Below are 21,887 nucleotides of genomic sequence, written 5' to 3' on the forward strand. Positions count from 1 at the left end.
AAGATTTATTCAGACATAAAGATATGCCATCGCCTTGTCCATTCAGATAAGGTGATGGCATATTTATTTATCCAAAATTAAGCGTTCTTTTCAAGTGGTGTAACCGCCACATTGCCGCCTTCTTTTAAGAACTTAATCATTCCTTCAGCTGCACGATATGCGAATGCGCCAATCGTAACGGTTGGGTTGTAGTTACCTGTATGAGGGAATGAAGATCCGCCTACAACAAATAGGTTTTCCATGTCCCACATTTGAGAGTAGGTGTTGACTACGGAGTTTTCAGGAGAAGCTCCCATGATCGCACCACCGAAGAAGTGATCCGTATAGAATTTATGGTCGAATACAGTATCGTCTTTTACTACATCGACATTCATTTTGTCTGCGCCCATTTCTTTCATGATCTCTTCACAACGTGCAACTCCTGCTTTCGCACGTTCGATGTCTTGTTTTGCATATTCCACCGTGACACGAAGAAGTGGATTACCTAGTGCGTCTTTATATGTTGGATCCAAATCCATATACGAATTCTTGTTTGGCAAGAAGCCAGACTGTGCTGTGATGAATAGGTTGCGGTTATAATATTTTATTGAATTCTTTTTAAATTCTTTACCCCAACCAGGTGTATCATATGGAACTGCATTATTGGCAATAGGTCGTGAACCAAGCTGACTGTAGTGTACTTCATAGCCATGCAAGTAGTTGAGGTTTGTATGATCTTCATTGTCTCCACTGAAGTCGCCAATTGAAGAACCCATTCCGCCAGCACCCATGAAGTTGTTGAATTTTTTATCTTCAAAGAATCCACGTGCACCGATATACGTTGACAAGTTGTTGAAGTGACCTGTGAAGTTCTTGCCGATCATACCTTGTCCTGTTTTTGGGTCGTAGGGCTGTCCAATTTTAGAATGTAACAACAGCTTTGTGTTCGTAAAGACGAAACCTGCAAGTACTACGATATCTGCTGGTTGTTCGAATTCTTCACCAGTCGTTGTATCGGTATAGACTAACCCGTTCGCTTTCTTTCCGTCGTGGCTTACTCGATTAACGAACGCGTCATTACGAATCTCCATCTTACCCGTTTTATGTGCCGTCTTGAGCACCGTACCGATCGGATCTGCTTTCGCTCCAAAGTCACAACCATATTCTTCGCAAAAGGCACAGTATACGCAACCGTTGATCGTTTCACCGTCTGGATTGGTGTACGTTTGTGAAGCATTAGCGGATGGGATGCGATATGGATGGTAACCGAGTGCTTTTGCTGCCTTGGTGAACAGACGAATATTCGGCGTATCCTTCATTGGTGGATTCGGATACTTATCGGACCGTGGAGCACCAAGTGGGTTTTCTTCACCTGAGATGGCTGCTGTTTTTTCATATTGATCAAAATACGGCTCGAGCTCATCGTATGTAATGCCCCAATCTTGCATCGTCGATTCTTTCGGGATTTTATCTTTACCGTAACGCTCTACAGTCTTACTATATATTTCGAAATCATACGGCATCCAACGGAAAGACATTCCGTTCCAGTGAACACCTGCACCTCCTGTATGGTTTCCGAGACGTGCGTTCATATTATTCCGAACCGGTATGGCTTCTTTGTTTATGGAGTTACGTGAAGTAATCGTGTCTTTATTCAATTCTTGCATGAGTTCATAGCGTTTAGAATAGCGTAATTCGTCTTTCGTACCGATAAAGTCTTCATGCTTTTTATTTTTACCTCGTTCTAATATGACCACATTATATCCAGCTTTTGTTAGTTCAGCCGCCGCAATTCCACCGACCCACCCTGAACCCACGATGACTGCATCTACTTTTTTTAGTTTTTTTACCATTGCATATCCTCCTCACCGTTTCTATTTTAGTGCCCTTGGTAATCTCTTAGACTGACGGGATCCAGTTTTGCAAATTCGTCTGATTCAATATAATTAGCGTAGGAAGCCACTGCGCCCGGAAACTCTTTCATTTTCCAGCCTTCCATATTAATATTGCCTCCGTACAATGGATCGCAATAAGCGCCTTCTAATGTCGCTTGTTTTAACAAAATGAAAAACTCAGAAGCTTTTACACCTCTCATCTGCACGTTGTTTGCCTCGACGTCCGTCATGATTTCGATTTGTTGCTCCTCGGTTGCTTGGTCAAAAGTGACGTCGAAACGCTTTTGACTTTCTTCGTCTATTTTACGTAGTCCAAGCAAGAAGATCATGCCGCGATCCAAAATCGATTGTTCACCGCCTGGTCCTGCCGTTTGATCGACTTCCTTTAAATCAATAGCGTATGGAGCGTGTCGATAATCGTATGCATTAACGCCCCAGCGTCCAGCTAGTTGTTTGTCGATATAATAGGGTACTCCTAACTTAATGGCACCAGGACCGAGTTCGTCCTCAGGGAAGACTATTTCTGTCGCTGCATTTAATACTTTGAAATCTTGATGACGCGTGAAGAATTGACGAGCTTGTGTTACTTCGATACCTTTGTTGCTATCGTTTTGAGGTGTATTCTCATTTTTCTTATCCAAACCGCCAGAAATTAAACCTCCGAAAAGAGATCCACCGACGAGTCCACCCGCTACAAGTCCAGTGTTTTTCAGAAAATTTCTTCGACCCATATCTTGCTCGTGTTGCGACTTCCCATTTACGTCTTTGGGTGGTTGTTGATCTGCCACTCTAACCCCTCCTTATAAGTAAAAGCTTTTTTACTGAACATTGTGAGTTTCACATAAAGCGTACTATTTATTCTTACCCTTATTTATCATATTTAGACAACAAGATATTCAATTGTCATTTTTTATTGAGTTTTTTTTGATATTGTAAGTGAAGAAGTAGTAGATTGTGATACAGTGTCGGTATGTATTTGATTCGACTAAACAGGTCAAGTACGATAAGTTGGAATAAAAATGATACAATCATTCAAGACATGAGATCAATGAATGAAAAATGAGCAATAATAGACAGAAGTTAGTTGTAGAACATCACTTTATTTATTGCGACATACTAAAAAAGGGAGGATCTTAATGAAAGTAAAAATTGCGGTTATTTTATTTACGACAATTCTTATTCTAAGCGGCTGCAATAAGAAGATTGAAACGAATATGTCTGAAACAATCCCAGATTTTGAATTCACTACACAGGATAACGAACCGCTTGGCTTGAAGGATTTAAAGGGTGACTGGTGGATTGCCTACTTCTCCTATACAAACTGCATTACAGTATGCCCAAGAACGACCGCTAATATGGTCGATGTTCAAGAAAGATTAAAAGAAGAAGGTTTGGAACCCCGTATTGTCTCGTTCGGTATAGATCCTGAAAATGATACACCAGATGTATTAAGGAATTATGCTGCAGATTTTGGAGCGGATCTTAGTACGATGAGTTTTTTGACGGGCTATGATTTTAAAACCATTCAAGAATTGTCTAGAAACACATTCCTTTCTATATTGGAAAGTGGAGCATTAGATCAACGTGCGCACAGCTATTATTTTTATTTAGTTAATCCTGATGGTGAAATTGTGAAAAGATACGATGGCTTAACAGCGACCGAAAATGAATTGTTGATAGAAGATGTTAAGACAGTGTTAGGTAAATAATAAAATGTTATTCAATAAAACACATAACGCCTTTCTAATCGAGTGATTAGAAAGGCGTTATGTGTTTTATCTGTTTACCATTTCGGTACACCGACATGGTTTTCCACCCATTCTTCATTGTAATGAATGGTTGAATTGGCTTCATGAAGAGGGACAACTTTAAATCGGTTCTCTTGATCTTTAATGACGCCAGTCGGTAAGAAGTGTGGATCTTCGATAGTTACAGTCTTTTGATTACCTGTTTGTTCTTTCGTTACAGATAGTCTTGCGATTCCACCGAAGTTCGTATAGTCGAACGGTTGGGCAGAATAGAAATTACCTAGTGAGAAGAACACTTTGGTATTACCCACTTCTCCGTAGCGTTGTAAGACATGTGGGTGATGTCCAAACAGCACATCAGCACCCGCATCCGAAACGAATTGCGCAAGTTCTGCTTGATCATCGGACGTCTCCAATTGATACTCAGGACCCCAGTGCAGAGATACGATTGTAACATCTACCATAGGTTTCATTTGCTGAATTTCATTTTCCATCCGTTCACGATCGATGTAGTTAACTAAGTATTCTTTACCACGCAAGTCTAGTTCTACATTTGTGCCGTACGTATAGGCGAGCACTCCGATTTTGATACCGTTGACTTCGACAATCCGTTGAGTCTTGCGGTCTTTAAATGATTCATACGCGCCTACATACTGCATGCCGTATTCTTGCGCATGTTCAATCGCTTTGTGCACGCCTATTTCACCTTTATCAAATGTATGATTGTTGGCGAATGTAACCATGTCAACGCCAACATTTTGTAAAGCGGGTAGTATGTGTTTTGGACTGTTGAATTTTGGATAGGTAGATAATCCAAGTTCGGCACCGCCAGGCATAGATTCCTGGTTCGCCAAGAGAAAATCAATACTTGCCATTTTCTCTTTTACTGCTTCGAATGCAAAATCAAAGTTAGGATACGTGTAAATTGGATTATGCAATAATACATCGCCAACCATACCGATTGTCGCCGTATTGATAATCGTTTCTTCTAGTTTATGTTCTGGTTCTACTTCAGTCATGTTTTTAGACGGATCATGTGCAGTAACTTTTGGGGCTTTTCTATCTGCATTGTCAGATAATGCACGTTCTCTGCCATTCCAGTCGTTCCATAATATTACGCCACCTATAATCCAAACAAAGGCCAAAGATGCAACGAGCCATTTCTTCTTCACGCTAATCTCTCCATATCTACAATTACTATTCTTTGTAAATCTCCAAAACTAACGATAGCACACTAGGAGAATAGTAAACAATTAAATTTGCAAATAATCATAATAAAATATTTTAATCTACTTTTTTATATATAAAACGCCAAACTTCGACAACGATATCGAGGTCTGACGTTTTCTTCTTATTATAAATTTGCCTTTGCTTGAATCAGGACTTTCTGTTCTTCGACATTCGTAGTCGGCTTCTTCGACCAGATCGTTGCAAGTATTGGACCAGAGATATTATGCCAGATCGCACCCCATACGCTTGGCAGTGCGGCAAGTGGACCGAAGTGAGCAGTAGCGAGTGCTACACCAAGACCTGAGTTTTGCATGCCGACTTCGAGTGAAATGGCCCGTCTGTCGTTTTCGTTCAATCCAAGTCCAAGTGCAATCAAATAACCGAGAAGTAATCCGATACCGTTATGCAAGAACACAGCGATAAATACGATGAAACCTGAGCTCACGACGTTGCCTGCATTTGCAGAAGTGACCGCAGCAACAATAATAAGGATCGCGACAACCGAAATGATCGGGACGATGGATACACTTTTGGCAACCGCCCTAGGGAAGAATCGTTGAATGAGTAAACCTAGTGCAATCGGAATAATGATGACTTGTACAATCGATTTGAACATCGATAACGCATCGACTGGCAACCATTGGCCAGCTAACCATAGTAATACTAGTGGCGTGACAAGTGGTGCCAATAAAGTAGAAAGGGATGTCATCGCCACTGATAATGCGAGATTTCCTTTTGCTAGATAGACCATAACGTTTGAAGCAGTACCCCCTGGAACGGATCCAAGCAATACCAAACCGGCTGCTAGTTCAGGTGGCAGCTTCAATAAATAGGCAAGACCGAATGCAACCAACGGCATAACGACAAACTGTGCCGCTACACCAATGATTACGGGGAGCGGATTTGTCAAAATGATTTTGAAGTCCACTGCTCGTAACGTCAGTCCCATTCCAAACATGACAACGCCGAGTAAAATCGTAATGTATGCACCTAATCCGAGAAAAGGAGTAGGGAACATGAACGCGATCAAGGCGACTAGGATGACCCAAAAGGCAAAGTACTTTCCTGCGATAGAGCCGATTGCTTCGAGTGCTTTCATAGTTCGATCACCTCGGATTCAACGTGAAAAATTTTATTTGGATTGAGCAAGTTATCAGGATCAAGAGCCTGTTTAATTTTCTGCATAACGAGAAGTGCAGGACCATGTTCTTGCTGCTGGTATTTCTGTTTGCCAATTCCGACGCCGTGCTCTCCTGTGCAAGTACCGCCACGTTCAAGTGCGTAGTGAACGATCTTTTCATTTAATTCATCGGCTTTCGCTAGTTCTGCTGGATCATTCATATCCATCATCAGCAAGACGTGGAAGTTGCCATCGCCTACATGGCCGACAATTCCTCCAGGCATGTCAAGCGACTCGACTACCTCGCGCGCATGATTGACAGCTTCTGCTAGTTCTGAAATCGGCAGACAGACGTCTGTAACCATTAATTTTTTACCAGGATTCCCGTGGATATAAGCGTATGCCAGATTGTGGCGTGCTTCCCACAGGCGATTTCGTTCCGCATTGTCTGTTTCGAATTCGATATGTTCACAGTGGTGATCCGCCACGATTTCTTTCGTAAATTCGACGTCTTGTTGAAGTCCCGCTTCATTGCCATGAAACTCAAGGAATAGTGTCGGCTGTTCTTGATAATTCGTTTCGCTGAATATATTTACTTGACGCATCGAGGATTCATCGACTAATTCAACACGTGCGATTGGAACACCTGCTTGTAAGATCGAAACAACTGCTTCTACTGCATCCTTGACAGTCGGGAAAGAAGCACGAGCTGCAGTTGTAAATTCAGGAATACCATAGACGCGCAATGTCAGCTCGGTGAAGCACCCTAGAGTTCCTTCCGAACCAACGAATAATCCGTTCAAATGAAGACCAGATGCAGACTTAGCCGCTTTATTTCCCGTATGTATGACTGTTCCGTCTGCTGTTACTACTTCAAGGTCACGTACTTGATCACGCATCACGCCGTATTTGACGGAAGTCGTGCCGCTAGCATTCGTTGCTGCCATGCCCCCAAGTGTCGCGTCTGCCCCTGGATCAACAGAGAAGAACAAACCATGTTTCTTCAATTCTTTATTTAATTGAGTCCGCGTGACACCTGGCTGTACAGTCACGAGGAAATCTTCTGCACGTACGTCTAGAATGGCGTTCATGTTTGAAAAGTCGATGGTGATTCCACCATTATCCGGAATGACACTACCTTCTAGGCTCGAGCCAAGTCCGAATGGAATGACAGCTACGTTTAGCTCCTTTGATACGCGCATAATCTTGCTTACATCTTCCGTACAAGAAGGGAATACGACGATATCAGGTAATTTCATTGTATGGTAGGATTCATCTTTGCCGTGAAGTTCACGCACGGTTTCATTAATGGTCACTTGTTCATTGGTTAAAACTTCTTGTAAAGACTGGACGATTTTTTCAGTAGTCGCTGTCATAGTTGATCTCCCCTTAATGGTGAATTAGTTTTGTTGAAAGTAGTTCTACTGATTAGAATATTTAAACTATTCTACAGGACATTATACTATTATACTTACTAATCTGAACAATTCAATGATCATTTGCTTAATTTACTATTTTTATTCAAAGTTTCACAGGCATAAAAACTATACTTACGCATGTTCGAGGCCTATCTGACTAGCTGTAACCTTTCATATGAATAGAAGAACGCCAGATTAAGTGACTGTTTTGTTTGTATTTTCATTAACCCATACAAATGATCAACAGGCTTTAGCTAAGGAGAGTGTGAAATGGATACTATTTTGTTTGTGGAAACCACGAAGAGTGGTTCGAGCAGGGAGGCCATAAAGGCTGCAGAAAGGATAGGCTATGCCACGGTGTTGTTAACCCAGAATAAGAAGTATCTCGAACAAAGAGATGAATTTCCGGAAGTTACACAAATGATTCACGTTGACGGCATAACAGAAGAGATAATTCGACAACAGATTCATGAATTACAGAAGTCGGGAATGAAGTTGAGAGGAATTTTCAGTTTCGTAGATCCATTTGTATCGATGGCTGCCCATCTTGCGAATGAATTTTGTTATTCAAAAATTTCCGTTGATGCTTATCTGAAAATGGAGGATAAAGTGTTAACTAGAACCGCATTAGCTAAAAACGAAGCGACACCAAAATTCATCATTTATGAACCGTCGACAGATTTGAAGCAATTCATCAGCGAGCAAGAGATATTCCCTCTCATTATCAAGTCGCCACTTTCAAAGGCATCAAGAGATGTGTATCTAGTTGATAATCAAGAGGAAATGACGCGTGTTATGAAGAGTATGTTGAAAGTCCATCCTGCCCAGCAAATTGTGATCGAAGAGTATTTGGATGGCCCGCAGTATTTAGTTGAATTAGTAGTGGTGAACGGGAAGCTTCATTTAATTGCGGTGATAAAACAGGATATTAAAAAAGATCTGAAGTTCATCATTACAGGTTATGATATTCAACTATCATTAGAGAAAAGCTTAGATGCCAAGCTTTTTAAAACAGTGGAATCCATTTGCAAGGATCTTGGAGCGAAAAATGTAGCTTGTCACCTTGAACTACGATATGTCAGGGATACCTGGAAGTTGATTGAGTTGAATCCGAGAATATCGGGTGGTGCCATGAATCGCATGATAGAAGAGGCGTATGGAATTAATTTAATGGAAGAAACATTGAAGCTATTTATAGGTGAAGAAGTAAATTTGAAAAGAAGGCACGAAAATCATATTTATACGCACTATATTACCGTGAATGCTTATGGCACGTTATTGAAAGTAACAGGAAAAAATAATGCAATGAAGCATGAAGGAGTGCGGGAGGTCTACGTGAAGCCGCGAAAAGGCACATTCATGACACCACCTATTTCGATGGGAAATCGATATGGCTATGTCATAGCTTCCGGTGATTCATCATCAAAAGCGAAACGAAACGCCTTGCAAGCAGCGAAGAATATTAAGTTCTATATAGAAACTGATGAGGAGTGAGCGCAGATGATTACAGTGGGGATGTTGCATTCAAAGAAACACCCGAGCAAAGTAAAGAAAGCTTTCGCTTGGGCAGCTGTTGCTAAAATGGAAGGAGTAAATTTTTACTATTTTTCACCACGTAACGTGAATTTTAAGAAGAAAGTAATTTCAGGTTATGTATATGAACAGGGCGAGTGGATTCAAAAAGACTTATTGTTTCCAGACGTCATTTACAATGCATGTGCGATGAAAACCGATGAGGAAATCGACGTATACACAAAATTAAGTGATATAATCCCTTTTACTTCACACTCTGTCGGCAATAAGATGAGTGTTTATAGAAGGATCAGTAAAATGCCAGAATTTGAGGATTATTTAATTCCATCCGTACGGGTCGAGCAACCTGATGTTGTGTTGAAAGCATTGACGAAATATAAAAAAGTGATGATTAAACCAGTATCCGGCAGTCAAGGAAGGGGGATTTGGTTTATCGAGCAAGATGGCGAGCAGTTTCATAAGATAGTTGACACAGAGAAGACAGCCACTAATCGAAAACAACTTATTTCCGATCTTCATGACATAATCAGTGAGACAGACTATTTAGTCCAGCCATATATATCCTGCCGAACAAAAGAAGGAAATCCGTATGATTTTAGACTACATGTTCAAAAGGACGGGGAGGGGAAATGGATGATTTCGCTTATTTATCCTCGGATCGGCACAATGGATCGAGTGACTAGTAATATTTCACGTGGTGGTAGTATGGGGGTATTGAGGTCGTTTTTAGAAAGAGAATTTGGCGATGAACGAAGGAATATGAGGCAGACTTTAGAAAAGTTTGCTGACCGATTCACTAATGAATTTGAAAGTACATTCGATGTGAAATTTGATGAGCTCGGGATTGATATTGGTGTCGATGAAAATAATAAGCTCTGGATATTCGAAGTGAATTGGAGACCGGGAAATGACGAAATTGTTTTTGAAGTAGCAAAGAACCTACTTCCTTATGCAGTGTATGTTGCGAAACAGAATAAAACTACCTAATGTGTATTCCAATAATTTCTAATTAATGCTTGACCGCACCTAACCCATCTTTCAGCGTTGTCATATATATAGTAGATAGGTATATAAGAAGGGAAGGGTATAAATGAATAAACCAAGTGTGATGTGTGTGGAGATGAAAAAATTGTTGGAAGAGCAAGAATTGATGGGGAAATTTTGTCATGGATTTCAATATGTCTGTTCGTTTCCTCTCTACGATACGATCCCCTTTACACTTCATGATTGTGAATTACACAAACCATTCAGCGCCCATTATCACTGTATAAAGACCCCGTATTTTAGATTGGAAAAGCTCGATATAGATACATGCTGTGCAACTTTAACCTTACTAGAGCCAGTCGATTTGGAAGGAAATCCAGTGGACTCCTGTGAAGAATTGTACTCCCTCAAGAAGACCAAAAGCTGTATCATAGTCAACATCAATTGTTTTTGCACAATCACACCATTTTCCCCTAAGCTAGTTGATAAAAAACTACCTACTATTGAGCCGAAAAAATAAATATAAACTAAAAGGTGATACGATATGCACAAGACCATTAGAAGACAACTAGTTGAACGAATTGATTCCGACTATCAGAAGTTTTCATCAGCACTCATTCCGAATGTCGATCATATACTTGGAGTGCGTATGCCAGAGCTCCGTAAACTCGCAAAAGAGATTGCGAAAGATGATTGGCGGGCGTATCTACAGACGGCGAAAGATCAGTATTTTGAAGAAGTGATGTTACAAGGCTTGGTCATAGGTTACGTGAAAGCGGACTTGGAAGAGCTTTTGATGTATGTAGCGAAATTTGTCCCGAAAATAGATAATTGGTCCGTTTGCGATAGTTTTTGTTCGGGGTTAAAAGTGACCAAGCACAATAAAGAACGTGTTTGGTCATTCCTCCAACCATATATGGATTCTGATAAAGAGTATGAACTGCGCTTCGGAATTGTCATGCTACTTATTTATTATAGTGAGCCCGACTATATCGATAGGGTACTCGGTTTACTAGATCGTGTGCAACATGAAGGATACTACGTCAAAATGGCGGTTGCTTGGGCGTTGTCTATTTGTTTTGTAAAGCTCCCTGATAAAACAATGGATTATTTGGCTAAGGAGAATTCATTGGATTTGTTTACGTATAATAAAGCGTTACAGAAAATCACAGAGTCGACGCGTGTGGAGCAAGATATGAAAAAAGTGATTCGGAGTATGAAAAGGCGTTAACAAGAGGCTGGGACATAACTATCTCAACCCGTTTCCCTGCCGTATTTCTGTGTACTTTGCAGAAATTAAGGCACCTGTCCAGGGTCTCAAGACGCACGCTGATCCCTCAGGAGTCGGCCTTTCTCCGTTCCGGTACACTCTGATACTCTAAAAAAATATTTACTGATAAGAACAGAAAAAAGCGTAAAGGACTTACATTCCCCCTTACGTTTTTTCTGTTCTGTCCCAACCTCTTATTTTTAATCTCACTTTTACATGGACTCTTTTCTCCAGAATTCCATATTAGTCGATCGTAAAAGGTAACATTCGCCTAGAACGTTGATCAACGGTGTGGTCTTATTTACCATGTTGATTTTCAGTCAAAGGAATGAATAACTACATCATAAACAGGCAATAACTTCGTGAACGTATCCTCTGCATACTCATAAAATTGCTCTTCACTCATTTTGGATGCCTCATCTCTTGACAGGTGACGGCCGACTAAAAACTCTGCTTTTTTCACAGTTTGTAGACGATCCAGTAACTTCTCAAGTCCTTCTGTACCCACTTCGCTTATACGCTCAGCTTCAGGTTTCATATGATCTCCGGACACCACAAAATCGTTCGGTAACGAAGACATTACGTTTATATCTTTCTCCAATCGCTCAGCAATCCCTTTTTTATCGGGATTTTCATAAATAATTGTTAGTACGATGAATAAATGAGTGCCCCATAAGCCAATCTGAAAGTGAGGTAACGCTTTATAGCCTCGCTTAGCAGGAGCGAATGCCACCCAGCTATCTCGTGGCGGATTGACAGTTCGTCTTGCGTGTTTTGCGACATGAGGAAAAAACTCACCCGTACCGTGTGCGGAAAGGCGGTGTGCAAAATGATTACCTAATTCTATGAACTTCGGCTGTATCTTTTCCTGCAAAGCTTTCATGCGATGATCTAAGCCATCAATGTTAAAAACATCAAAATCATTTGATGACCAATAAGGCTGAATCAAGAAAATCTCCTCCAGTTTCTAGTGACAACGTTTATCTTATCAGTAAACGGGGAATAATTTAAAATAACAAGGCTTCTAACCACTAAAAGTCGGAATTTTTGCATATCTTACTATTAAGGCGGTTGAGGTCAAATATTACCTAAAAGGGGTGCTACTTATGAAACAGGTCGTTCATTTTATCCGAAAAGAAGATGTTGAGAGAGAATACGTGAGAACTTTACAATTGGAATTGGATTATGAATTAGCTACTCTATACGATGCACTACAAGACGAAGACACAGTTCAAGTAGATAAAAGTAAACTGCGTTTGATGGAAATTCACAATGAATTGGAGACACTTAATGTTTTTTCGATGTAAGTATGGCTTAATCAAAGACATCCCCATTTACTTCAGAATTGAAGAAAATGTGACGGGGTGTCTTTTTACTTAATATGCTGTAACTGTTATCTCTTTTGTTCCGTTGCCTCTGTGTTATACTAGCGATAGTCGGAATGGGAAGAGGTGGCAGAATGAATCTTAATGCGATAGATCGATATGCGAAATCGTTAATCAAAGAGGCTGGCCACAAAATACGCGTGTCTTTTTTTAGTACAATTGACATCGATTCAAAGGCAGATGCTAATGATTTAGTTACCAATATCGATAGAGAAGTTGAAAGCTTTTTTGTTGAACGGGTAAAACAAGATTTTCCAGAGCATAAAATGGTTTCAGAAGAGGGATTTGGAGATAAGATCACTTCGCTTGACGGAGTAGTTTGGTTCCTGGATCCAATTGATGGAACGATGAATTTTATCCATCAAAGAAGAAACTTTGCGATTTCATTGGGGATTTATGTAGACGGCGTGGGGATGCTGGGCTACATATATGATGTAATGCGGGATGAGTTATACCATGCTGCAAAGGATGAAGGTGCTTATTTCAATGATGAGCGTCTCCCGCAGTTGGAAATCACACCACTTGAAGATGCGATTATTGGTATCAATGCTAGTTGGGTTGCTCCCAACCATCGAGTGGAAAATGAAAAGATTATTGAGCTCGTCACACGTTGCCGCGGGACGCGTTCATATGGTTCGGCAGCGATTGAACTAGCGTATGTATCGTCTGGAAGGATTGACGCGTATATTTCTATGCGGCTAGCACCTTGGGATATAGCTGGTGGAATCGTCATTGCGCAAGAAGTAGGAGCTGTAGCAACAAATTTAGAAGGTGTGACACCGCACCTCCTTGGATCTGACACATTTATTGTCACACGTCCAGGACTACATGAAGAAATTTTATCAAAATATATCCGACTAAAATAAAAAAGGGGCTGTTTGTTAAACCTACACGGTTTAATGTACAGTCCCTTTGAGTTATTTATAGCGTGCCTTCTCTACGCATACGTGCTTTTGTTTTAAATCCATTACCCATTATTAAAAGTAGAGCGACAATTGCGAGAACGACAACTAATATGCTACGCATACCTACTCCAATACCAATTGCGGACATGGAAAGTACGGCGCCGAGTGAATACATTACGAAAATCCACTTAATGTCTTTCAAAAAAATCCCTCCATATAAATTAAAATATTATTTAATTGGACTATCTTGTGCTATAATAACACAGTTGAACATCTGAAATAAAGATAAACGGAGTGAAAAAATGACAAACGAACGTACTGATCTTAGAAATATTGCAATTATTGCCCACGTAGACCATGGTAAAACGACATTGGTCGACCAATTACTTAAACAATCCGGTATTTTCCGGTCGAATGAGCACGTAGATGACCGCGCAATGGATTCAAACGAACTAGAGCGTGAACGAGGAATTACGATTCTAGCTAAAAACACAGCTATTGAATATAATGACACAAAAATCAACATCTTGGATACACCAGGACACGCTGACTTTGGTGGCGAAGTAGAAAGAATCTTGCGTATGGTGGACGGCGTAATTCTAGTTGTTGACGCGTTTGAAGGATGTATGCCACAAACACGATTTGTATTGAAAAAGGCTCTAGAAACAAACCTGAAGCCAATTGTTGTTGTAAATAAAATTGACCGTGAATTTGCAAGACCAGAAGAAGTAGTAGACGAAGTACTTGAATTATTCATCGAGCTAGATGCAAACGATGAGCAATTGGAATTCCCGGTTGTATTTGCTTCCGGATTCAATGGTACAGCAAGTCTTTCTCCTGATCCTGAAACACAAGAAGACACTTTACGTGTTCTATATGAATCAATTCTTGAAAACATTCCATCACCGATCGATAATCGTGATGAGCCGCTTCAGTTCCAAGTATCACTACTTGACTATAACGATTACGTTGGTCGTATCGGAATTGGACGTATTTTCCGTGGAACGATGAAAGTTGGAGAACAAGTCGCAGTTCTTAAGCGTGATGGATCTGTAAAGACTTTACGTGTAACCAAATTATACGGTTTCCTAGGCTTGAAGAGAGTTGAAGTTGAAGAAGCATACGCAGGTGACCTAGTAGCCGTTTCGGGAATGGGTGACATTGATGTCGGCGAAACAGTTTGTCCGACTGATCACCAGGAAGCTCTGCCTGAACTTCATATCGATGAGCCTACGTTACAAATGCGTTTCCTAGTGAATAACAGTCCTTTTGCAGGTCGTGAAGGGAAATGGGTAACTGCGCGCAAGATACAAGAACGTTTGGATCAACAGCTTGAGACTGATGTTTCATTGCGTGTAGAACAAACAGATTCACCAGACGAGTGGATTGTATCCGGTCGTGGTGAGCTTCACTTGTCGATTCTTATCGAAAACATGCGTCGTGAAGGTTTCGAGCTTCAAGTTTCTAAGCCGCAAGTAATCATCCGCGAAATCGATGGCAAGCGCTGCGAGCCTTTTGAACGCGTACAGATTGATGTGCCAGAAGAACACACGGGTTCTATTATTGAATCAATTGGTGAACGTAAAGGTGAAATGTTGGATATGATCAATAACGGAAATGGACAAGTACGTTTGATCTTCCTTGTTCCTGCTCGTGGATTGATTGGATATACAACAGAATTCCTTACGTTAACACGCGGATATGGTATTCTGAACCATACGTTTGACAGCTATAAGCCGATCACTACAGGTAAGATTGGTGGCAGACGTCACGGTGTACTTGTTTCCATGGAGAACGGTACAGTTACTGGTTACGGTGTAATGCAGCTAGAAGACCGTGGAACAATGTTTGTAGAAACAGGCGCGGAGATTTACGCAGGTATGGTAGTAGGGGAAAGTAACCGTGATAGCGACTTGACGATCAACTTGACGAAAATCAAGCATGCTACTAACGTTCGTTCAGCTACGAAAGATCAAACAGTCACAACGAAGAAACCTCGTATTTTGTCGCTTGAAGAAGCATTGCAATATATTGGCGATGACGAGTACTGTGAAGTTACACCACAAACTATTCGTTTGCGTAAAAAAGTTCTAGACAAGAGTGAACGCGAACGTATAAATAAAAAGAAGAAACTTGGCGAATAATAGAAATAGAAGGGAATGTATGGAATGAGAGTAGAGGATTCAGAAATGGTCTACAATCGGTTGTCGGGAACCGCTCGCATAATTTATGAGTATTCACCCAATTTCACGTCAGCCGGCTATATTCTGTTTGCACTCGTTTTCATCATGTCTGCTATTGTGTATAAGCTTGGATTTGCGAGAAAGATCAGTTTTGGTCGAAATGTGATCATTTATACATTCTTATTTATTGGATGTATAATACTAACATTCTTAGCTTTCTTCCTTCCAATCGTAGAAGGACTGTTCGTGGCTGCTGCCATTCTCATTATCTATCGTGTTCGACGAATGAATGAACATAAAAAAGACTCCGTTACTCAGTAACGGAGTCTTTTTAATAGATTAAAAATCCTTTTCGGTAAGATCTGAACTACGGTAGAAAACAAAGTTACCAGTCGCAATTCGTTTTTCTGTCAAGTTACTGATCCGCTCTTTACATGTTGGACACATATACGTATGTATGGGGCGGTTTCGTAATTTTTTGGCTAGTGGATTGTTATCTTCTAATTGATCGTTTTGGTCACATATGACACATTTTACGCGCATTGGAATTTCTCCTTCAATCTACTTGGATAGCCAGAACATAACGAATCGGTGAATCTTGATTCGATCCGTCTTTAAACAGAACATGTACAGGGCCGTCTTCACGAAGAGGCTTACCCTTATGACTGAATTTGAAAATAATGTTGCTTGCTTCCTCAAGTGGATATGTGTATTTTTCATCTTTAGTAATGAGAGTAAACGTGGTTGCGTTTGCTGATGGTACAGCATTGTGTATGAATGGTTTTAATACAATACCGAAGCTGCTTGATAACATTTTATCTTTTTCAAATCTTTTTTCACTTTTTAAAGTGGGTGGATAAGTAGCGCCTTCCATAATTTCTCTGGACCAGTGCTTACCCATTTTTTCTTTATACTCTTCCATTTCATCCTTTTCGACAAAACCCTCTGAGAAGAATTCATCCAGATCGATACGTCGATCATCAAATATCCAAACAGTAGGATCTAAAGTTATTGCATGTTTCACATTTCCCGTAATTGGTATAATAAGCTCCAAAATATATCCTCCTCAATACATAGTCACTAGTTTTAGTATACCTTTTCATAGAAGAAGTGAAAAGGAATTCATTTCAGTTCAATTTTTTCATTGGGTAACACTTGCATTTTGCAAGAGCAAAAGATACAATTTAGACATTAACACCTTGCGGGAATAATGAATAATGGGGGCGTCTCCATGGATATAGAAGTTCAAGATACGTACAAAGAACAAGCCATGAAACAACTGCAAATCGATGCGGAGAAAATTGCAAAGCTGATTAAAGTTCAAATGGATAATTTAACGATGCCGCAATGTCCACTATATGAGGAAGTACTCGATACGCAAATGTACGGACTATCTCGTGAGATTGATTTTGCTGTTAAGCTTGGTCTAGTGGAGCATGACAAGGGCCGTGAAATAATCTCTGTTTTGGAAAAAGAGTTAAATGTTTTACACGAACTGTATACAAATAAATAAATGGAAGACTCAAACTACTCCAACGGTTTGAGTTTTTTATTTAGGACGATGAGGTTTAAAGAAAATGAAGACTTATATGAATCGAATTTTACGCAATTTTGACTATCCATTATTTATCGTATATTTACTGCTTTGTTTATTTGGATTAATTATGATTTACAGTGCAAGCATGGTATGGGCCATGAATATTTATAATTTTGAACCATCCCATTTCTTTAAAAAACAATTAATGAACTTAGCTATTGCTATTCCGGCATTTCTAATGGTGTCCATAATTCCTTACAGACACTATCGAAATAAAAAGTTCTTATATGGCACGCTAATTATCATGTTTACTTTATTAATCCTTGTCAAGTTCATCGGATTTGGTGACGCTGTAGGAGCTAAAAGTTGGCTTTCCTTACCGTTTGGAATAGGGAATTTGCAACCAACAGAAGTAGCAAAAATTGCGTTTATCGTATATTTCTCGGGTGTATTTGCGAATAAATACTACGGAGGAACATTGGATGAAATTAAAACTACTATTTTTCCGACGTTTTCTGTTTTAACAGCATCTCTTTTATTAGTTCTGTTGGAACCGGATTTTGGAGCGACGATGATTTTATTTCTTGTTGCTATATCGGTCATCATGGCAAGCGGGATGAAAGTGAAAAACTATTTGATCATCAGCCGTTTCTTTGCTTTACTTGGCGTATTGATCGGTATTGTACTGTGGATTAAGTGGGATACAGTCATGACTGCTTCACGTATGGGGCGCTTTCTCGCCTTTACAGATCCCTTTGAATACATACAAGGTTCAGGTCTACAAATAGTCAATGGATACATTGCAATTGGTGCTGGAGGGCTCAAAGGAGTAGGCTTAGGAAACAGTATTCAGAAACTTGGCTATTTACCTGAGCCCCATACTGATGTTATTATGGCAGTAATCTCTGAAGAAACTGGATTGCTCGGAACAACACTTGTTCTTGGAGGTCTCTTTTTCATCGTGATGAGAGCGTTTACTGTTGCATTGCGTACAAAAGACGCTCATGCAAGAATGCTCGCAGCTGGCGTAGGTAGCTTGATTGCTATTCAAACATTGGTAAACTTAGGGGGATTGACAGGATTGATACCGTTAACAGGAGTTACGTTGCCATTTATTAGTTATGGTGGTACATCTGTTGTGTTCTTGTCAATTGCGCTAGGCATACTGATGAACGTTTCAATGTTTGTGAAGTATGAGAGAACAAGTTGAGGGGATTGATATGTTGGTGGAGAGAAGAGAGATTAGGAAAGTGCTAGTCGCGAACCGCGGCGAGATTGCAATTCGTGTATTTAGAGCGTGTACAGAATTAGGCATAGCGACAGTTGGTATTTATTCAGCTGAAGATCGTGCATCACTACATCGCTACAAAGCAGATCAGTCATTTATAGTGGGTGAAGGCAAGAAACCTATCGATGCATACTTGGATATTGAAGGAATTATCGACATCGCCAAAAAAGCGGATGTCGATGCGATCCATCCAGGCTACGGGTTTTTAGCGGAAAATGCTCAGTTTGCTGCACGTCTGGAAGAAGAGGGGATTATCTTTATTGGTCCAACTTCAAGCCATTTAGAAATGTTTGGCGATAAAGTAAAGGCTAGAGAACAAGCAATACTGGCTGATATCCCGGTGATACCAGGTAGTGATGGACCGGTTACCTCCGTAGAACAAGTTGCAGCATTTGGTGAACAGCATAGCTATCCGATCATTATTAAAGCTTCATTAGGTGGCGGAGGACGAGGTATGCGAATCGTCGAATCACCGGAAGAAGTGCAAGAGGCTTATAATCGGGCGAAATCTGAAGCGAAATCTGCATTTGGTTCTGATGAAGTCTATGTCGAAAAATACATTACGAACCCAAAACACATAGAAGTGCAAATATTAGGTGATACATATGGAGAAATAGTCCATCTGTACGAACGTGATTGTTCTATTCAGCGTCGCCATCAAAAGGTAGTGGAGATTGCTCCTTCTATATCATTGACAGAAGAGTTACGCCATGAGATTTGCAATGCTGCTGTTAAACTATCAAAAAATGTATCATATATCAATGCGGGTACAGTAGAGTTTTTAGTAGCTGACGACTCCTTCTATTTCATCGAAGTCAATCCGCGTATTCAAGTGGAACACACAATCACTGAAATGATTACAGGAATTGATATCGTTCAGTCACAAGTACTAATCGCAGCAGGTGAAACTCTTCATTCTGAACAGGTGAACATACCAAAGCAACAAGATATTCCGTTATTTGGTTATGCTATTCAATCACGTGTTACAACGGAAGATCCGTTGAATGATTTCATGCCTGATACAGGCAAAGTAATGGTCTATCGTTCGAGTGGCGGGTTTGGTGTTCGTTTGGATACCGGCAATGCGTATCAAGGTTCTGTTATTAGTCCTTACTATGACTCATTACTAGTGAAAGTTTCAACTTGGGCTCCAACTTTTAGGGATGCTGCAAGCAAAATGCACAGAAATTTGAAGGAATTCAGAATTCGGGGAATTAAAACGAATATACCTTTCCTTGAAAATGTCGTATGCCATGAAAACTTTTTATCGGGCAATTACAATACGAGCTTTATCGATGAAACGCCAGAACTATTTACATTTGCCAAAAAGCAAGATAGAGGAACGAAAGCTTTATCGTATCTTGGAAATGTTACGATAAACGGATTCCCTGGTATTGATGATCCGACACGTCCAGTTTTGCACCCGGTACGTATTCCAAAAATTGATTATAATGCGCCGATACAAAAAGGTACAAAACAGATTCTGGATGAGCAAGGTGCGGATGGCTTAGTCGAATGGGTGTTAAAGCAAGAAGATGTACTGTTGACAGATACTACGTTCCGGGATGCACATCAGTCTTTACTGGCTACGCGTATGAGAACAAAAGAGTTAACGCAAATTGCAACAGAAAGTGCGCATCTATTACCAGATCTCTTCTCATTCGAGATGTGGGGAGGCGCGACATTCGATGTAGCGTACCGCTTCTTGAAAGAAAGCCCGTGGGACCGATTAGAGAAATTACGCAAGCAAGTACCTAATGTCTTGTTCCAAATGCTCTTTAGAGGTGCTAATGCGGTTGGTTATACAAACTATCCTGATAATGTCATCCGTGAATTCATTAAAGAGTCGGCTGCGTCAGGTATTGACGTATTCCGTATTTTCGACAGCTTGAACTGGATCAAAGGTATGGAAGTAGCAATTGATGAAACACGTTCAACAGGAAAGATTGCAGAAGCGACGATTTGTTATACGGGAGATATTCTGGACGACAATCGTGCGAAATATACTGTCAATTACTACAAAGAGATGGCTAAAGAGCTCGAATCAGTTGGAGCTCATATGCTGGCAATCAAAGATATGGCAGGATTGTTAAAGCCTGAAGCAGCTTATCGTTTAGTTTCAGAATTGAAAGCGTCAACAAGTCTGCCAATTCATTTGCATACACATGATACGAGCGGTAATGGTATTTATATGTATGCCAAAGCGATAGAAGCAGGAGTAGACATTGTCGATACAGCAATTGGTTCCATGGCGGGTATGACTTCACAGCCTTCTGCCAATTCACTTGCGTATGCAATGCAAAATAATGAACGTCATGTCCGTGCAAATACAGAGTCATTAGAAAAATTATCGCACTACTGGGAAGACGTGCGAAAATACTACAAACCATTTGAGAGTGGTATGAACAGTCCTCATTCGGAAATCTATGTACATGAGATGCCGGGTGGTCAATATTCTAACTTGCAACAGCAGTCCAAAGCTGTCGGGCTTGGAGAGCGCTGGGAAGAAGTGAAGAAAATGTACTCTCGCGTGAATTTCCTCTTTGGAGATATTGTTAAAGTGACACCTTCTTCAAAAGTAGTAGGGGATATGGCGTTGTTCATGGTACAAAACGAATTGGACGAGCATACGGTTATTGAAAAAGGACAATCTATTGATTTCCCAGAATCCGTTATTGAGTTTTTCGAAGGTTCAATCGGCCAGCCTTATGGCGGTTTCCCGAAAGAATTACAAGAGGTAATATTAAAAGGTCGCAAAGCGATCACTGTACGTCCTGGTGAGTTATTGGCACCAGTTAACTTCTCAGAGGTCCTTAAGAAGTTGACGGAAAAAATGGCAAAGCCTGCTACTATGCACGATGCGCTCGCTTACGTTCTATATCCGAAAGTCTTCGAAGAATACATCGAAACGAGAAAACAGTTTGATGATGTTTCTGTCATCAATACGCCAGAGTTCTTGTATGGCTTACGATTAGGTGAAGAAATCGAGATAGAGATTGAGTTCGGAAAAACACTTATCGTCAAATTGGTGTCAATCGGTGAACCCAATCCGGACGGAACACGCACGCTGTATTTCGAGTTAAACGGACAGTCACGTGAGATCATTATCCAAGATTTACAAGTGGAAACAAAAGATGATGCAAAGCAAAAAGCTGACCTTTCAAATGAAACGCATATTGCAGCCACTATGCCAGGAACTGTTTTACAAGTTGCAGTATCTGTTGGCGCGAAAGTGAAACGCGGCGAACACTTGTTGATTACAGAGGCTATGAAAATGGAAACAACGATTCAAGCTCCTTTTGCAGGAGTTGTGAAAGCGATCTATGTAGGTCCTGGAGATTCTATCTCGTCAGGAGACTTATTAATTGAATTAGAACATTAAAAAAACAGCTTCCACATGTCGTTAGGACAG

At 40.4% G+C, this 21,887-nt stretch carries 21 protein-coding genes; 12 read left to right on the forward strand and 9 right to left on the reverse strand.

Annotated features, from left to right (window positions below; genetic code table 11):
- Window positions 1–77: 77 nt before the first annotated feature.
- Together CSV74_RS00895 and CSV74_RS00900 are read right to left on the reverse strand one after the other, a co-directional pair.
- Window positions 78–1,832 (reverse strand): GMC family oxidoreductase, encoded by a 1,755-nt coding sequence (locus CSV74_RS00895; protein ID WP_099690270.1) that lies wholly within the window; start codon window positions 1,830–1,832, stop codon window positions 78–80.
- 26 nt (window positions 1,833–1,858) lie between these two features.
- Window positions 1,859–2,662 carry a gluconate 2-dehydrogenase subunit 3 family protein gene (locus tag CSV74_RS00900; protein WP_233190712.1) on the reverse strand — a complete coding sequence of 268 codons (804 nt, stop codon included), beginning with the start codon at window positions 2,660–2,662 and terminating at the stop codon, window positions 1,859–1,861.
- Between the two features lie 348 nt (window positions 2,663–3,010).
- On the opposite strand from CSV74_RS00900, the gene CSV74_RS00905 reads away from it, so the two are divergent.
- Window positions 3,011–3,583: an SCO family protein gene (locus CSV74_RS00905; protein ID WP_099690271.1), complete on the forward strand. Its 573-nt coding sequence runs from the start codon at window positions 3,011–3,013 to the stop codon at window positions 3,581–3,583.
- A gap of 74 nt (window positions 3,584–3,657) precedes the next feature.
- Here CSV74_RS00905 and CSV74_RS00910 read toward each other — a convergent pair whose 3' ends face one another.
- The 3 genes from CSV74_RS00910 to CSV74_RS00920 form a co-directional block, all read right to left on the reverse strand.
- Complete coding sequence (locus CSV74_RS00910) at window positions 3,658–4,794, reverse strand: CapA family protein (RefSeq protein ID WP_099690272.1); 1,137 nt, start codon at window positions 4,792–4,794, stop codon at window positions 3,658–3,660.
- A 182-nt stretch (window positions 4,795–4,976) separates the two neighbouring features.
- Window positions 4,977–5,951 (reverse strand): bile acid:sodium symporter family protein, encoded by a 975-nt coding sequence (locus CSV74_RS00915; protein ID WP_099690273.1) that lies wholly within the window; start codon window positions 5,949–5,951, stop codon window positions 4,977–4,979.
- A complete protein-coding gene (locus tag CSV74_RS00920; protein WP_099690274.1) occupies window positions 5,948–7,348 on the reverse strand; it encodes an FAD-binding oxidoreductase in 1,401 nt (466 codons plus the stop codon). Before CSV74_RS00920 ends, CSV74_RS00915 begins: the two co-directional genes overlap by 4 nt.
- Window positions 7,349–7,660: 312 nt before the next feature.
- Here CSV74_RS00920 and CSV74_RS00925 point away from each other — a divergent pair, with 312 nt between their 5' ends.
- From CSV74_RS00925 to CSV74_RS00940, 4 genes are all read left to right on the forward strand, one after another.
- Entirely contained in the window at window positions 7,661–8,884 is a 1,224-nt protein-coding gene (locus CSV74_RS00925) for an ATP-grasp domain-containing protein (RefSeq protein WP_099690275.1), read from the forward strand.
- Between the two features lie 6 nt (window positions 8,885–8,890).
- Window positions 8,891–9,910, forward strand: coding sequence for a YheC/YheD family endospore coat-associated protein (locus CSV74_RS00930; RefSeq protein ID WP_099690276.1), 1,020 nt, complete (start codon window positions 8,891–8,893; stop codon window positions 9,908–9,910).
- 103 nt (window positions 9,911–10,013) lie between these two features.
- The gene (locus CSV74_RS00935; RefSeq protein ID WP_099690277.1) at window positions 10,014–10,427 is read left to right on the forward strand and encodes a CotY/CotZ family spore coat protein; all 414 of its coding nucleotides are present in this window, start codon (window positions 10,014–10,016) and stop codon (window positions 10,425–10,427) included.
- Window positions 10,428–10,451: 24 nt separating this feature from the next.
- Window positions 10,452–11,138, forward strand: coding sequence for a DNA alkylation repair protein (locus CSV74_RS00940; protein WP_099690278.1), 687 nt, complete (start codon window positions 10,452–10,454; stop codon window positions 11,136–11,138).
- Between the two features lie 355 nt (window positions 11,139–11,493).
- Here the strand turns inward: CSV74_RS00940 and CSV74_RS00945 are convergent, their stop codons facing one another.
- Window positions 11,494–12,123 carry a YktB family protein gene (locus CSV74_RS00945; protein WP_099690559.1) on the reverse strand — a complete coding sequence of 210 codons (630 nt, stop codon included), beginning with the start codon at window positions 12,121–12,123 and terminating at the stop codon, window positions 11,494–11,496.
- Window positions 12,124–12,283: 160 nt separating this feature from the next.
- Here CSV74_RS00945 and CSV74_RS00950 point away from each other — a divergent pair, with 160 nt between their 5' ends.
- Window positions 12,284–12,484: a hypothetical protein gene (locus CSV74_RS00950; protein WP_099669478.1), complete on the forward strand. Its 201-nt coding sequence runs from the start codon at window positions 12,284–12,286 to the stop codon at window positions 12,482–12,484.
- A gap of 152 nt (window positions 12,485–12,636) precedes the next feature.
- Window positions 12,637–13,428: an inositol monophosphatase family protein gene (locus CSV74_RS00955; protein WP_099690279.1), complete on the forward strand. Its 792-nt coding sequence runs from the start codon at window positions 12,637–12,639 to the stop codon at window positions 13,426–13,428.
- A gap of 55 nt (window positions 13,429–13,483) precedes the next feature.
- Here CSV74_RS00955 and CSV74_RS00960 read toward each other — a convergent pair whose 3' ends face one another.
- A complete protein-coding gene (locus CSV74_RS00960) occupies window positions 13,484–13,669 on the reverse strand; it encodes a YlaF family protein (protein WP_029052417.1) in 186 nt (61 codons plus the stop codon).
- Window positions 13,670–13,769: 100 nt separating this feature from the next.
- Between CSV74_RS00960 and typA the strand changes: the two genes are divergently transcribed.
- Complete coding sequence (gene typA, locus CSV74_RS00965) at window positions 13,770–15,611, forward strand: translational GTPase TypA (RefSeq protein ID WP_029052416.1); 1,842 nt, start codon at window positions 13,770–13,772, stop codon at window positions 15,609–15,611.
- A gap of 24 nt (window positions 15,612–15,635) precedes the next feature.
- Complete coding sequence (locus CSV74_RS00970; protein ID WP_369823674.1) at window positions 15,636–15,971, forward strand: YlaH-like family protein; 336 nt, start codon at window positions 15,636–15,638, stop codon at window positions 15,969–15,971.
- 18 nt (window positions 15,972–15,989) lie between these two features.
- Here CSV74_RS00970 and CSV74_RS00975 read toward each other — a convergent pair whose 3' ends face one another.
- Together CSV74_RS00975 and CSV74_RS00980 are read right to left on the reverse strand one after the other, a co-directional pair.
- Window positions 15,990–16,193, reverse strand: coding sequence for a YlaI family protein (locus tag CSV74_RS00975; protein WP_029052414.1), 204 nt, complete (start codon window positions 16,191–16,193; stop codon window positions 15,990–15,992).
- Window positions 16,194–16,206: 13 nt separating this feature from the next.
- The gene (locus CSV74_RS00980) at window positions 16,207–16,704 is read right to left on the reverse strand and encodes a hypothetical protein (RefSeq protein ID WP_029052413.1); all 498 of its coding nucleotides are present in this window, start codon (window positions 16,702–16,704) and stop codon (window positions 16,207–16,209) included.
- Window positions 16,705–16,881: 177 nt separating this feature from the next.
- On the opposite strand from CSV74_RS00980, the gene CSV74_RS00985 reads away from it, so the two are divergent.
- The 3 genes from CSV74_RS00985 (at window position 16,882) to CSV74_RS00995 (ending at window position 21,857) form a co-directional block, all read left to right on the forward strand.
- A complete protein-coding gene (locus CSV74_RS00985) occupies window positions 16,882–17,163 on the forward strand; it encodes an Fpa/YlaN family protein (RefSeq protein ID WP_029052412.1) in 282 nt (93 codons plus the stop codon).
- 64 nt (window positions 17,164–17,227) lie between these two features.
- On the forward strand, window positions 17,228–18,397 hold the full coding sequence (locus CSV74_RS00990; protein WP_099690281.1) for an FtsW/RodA/SpoVE family cell cycle protein: 1,170 nt from the start codon (window positions 17,228–17,230) through the stop codon (window positions 18,395–18,397).
- Window positions 18,381–21,857, forward strand: a complete 3,477-nt coding sequence (locus CSV74_RS00995) for a pyruvate carboxylase (protein ID WP_233190714.1) — start codon at window positions 18,381–18,383, stop codon at window positions 21,855–21,857. The genes CSV74_RS00990 and CSV74_RS00995 overlap by 17 nt, the downstream gene beginning before the upstream one ends.
- Window positions 21,858–21,887 lie beyond the last annotated feature (30 nt).

This window comes from Sporosarcina sp. P19 (assembly GCF_002743165.1).
Taxonomy (GTDB): Bacteria; Bacillota; Bacilli; order Bacillales_A; family Planococcaceae; genus Sporosarcina; species Sporosarcina ureae.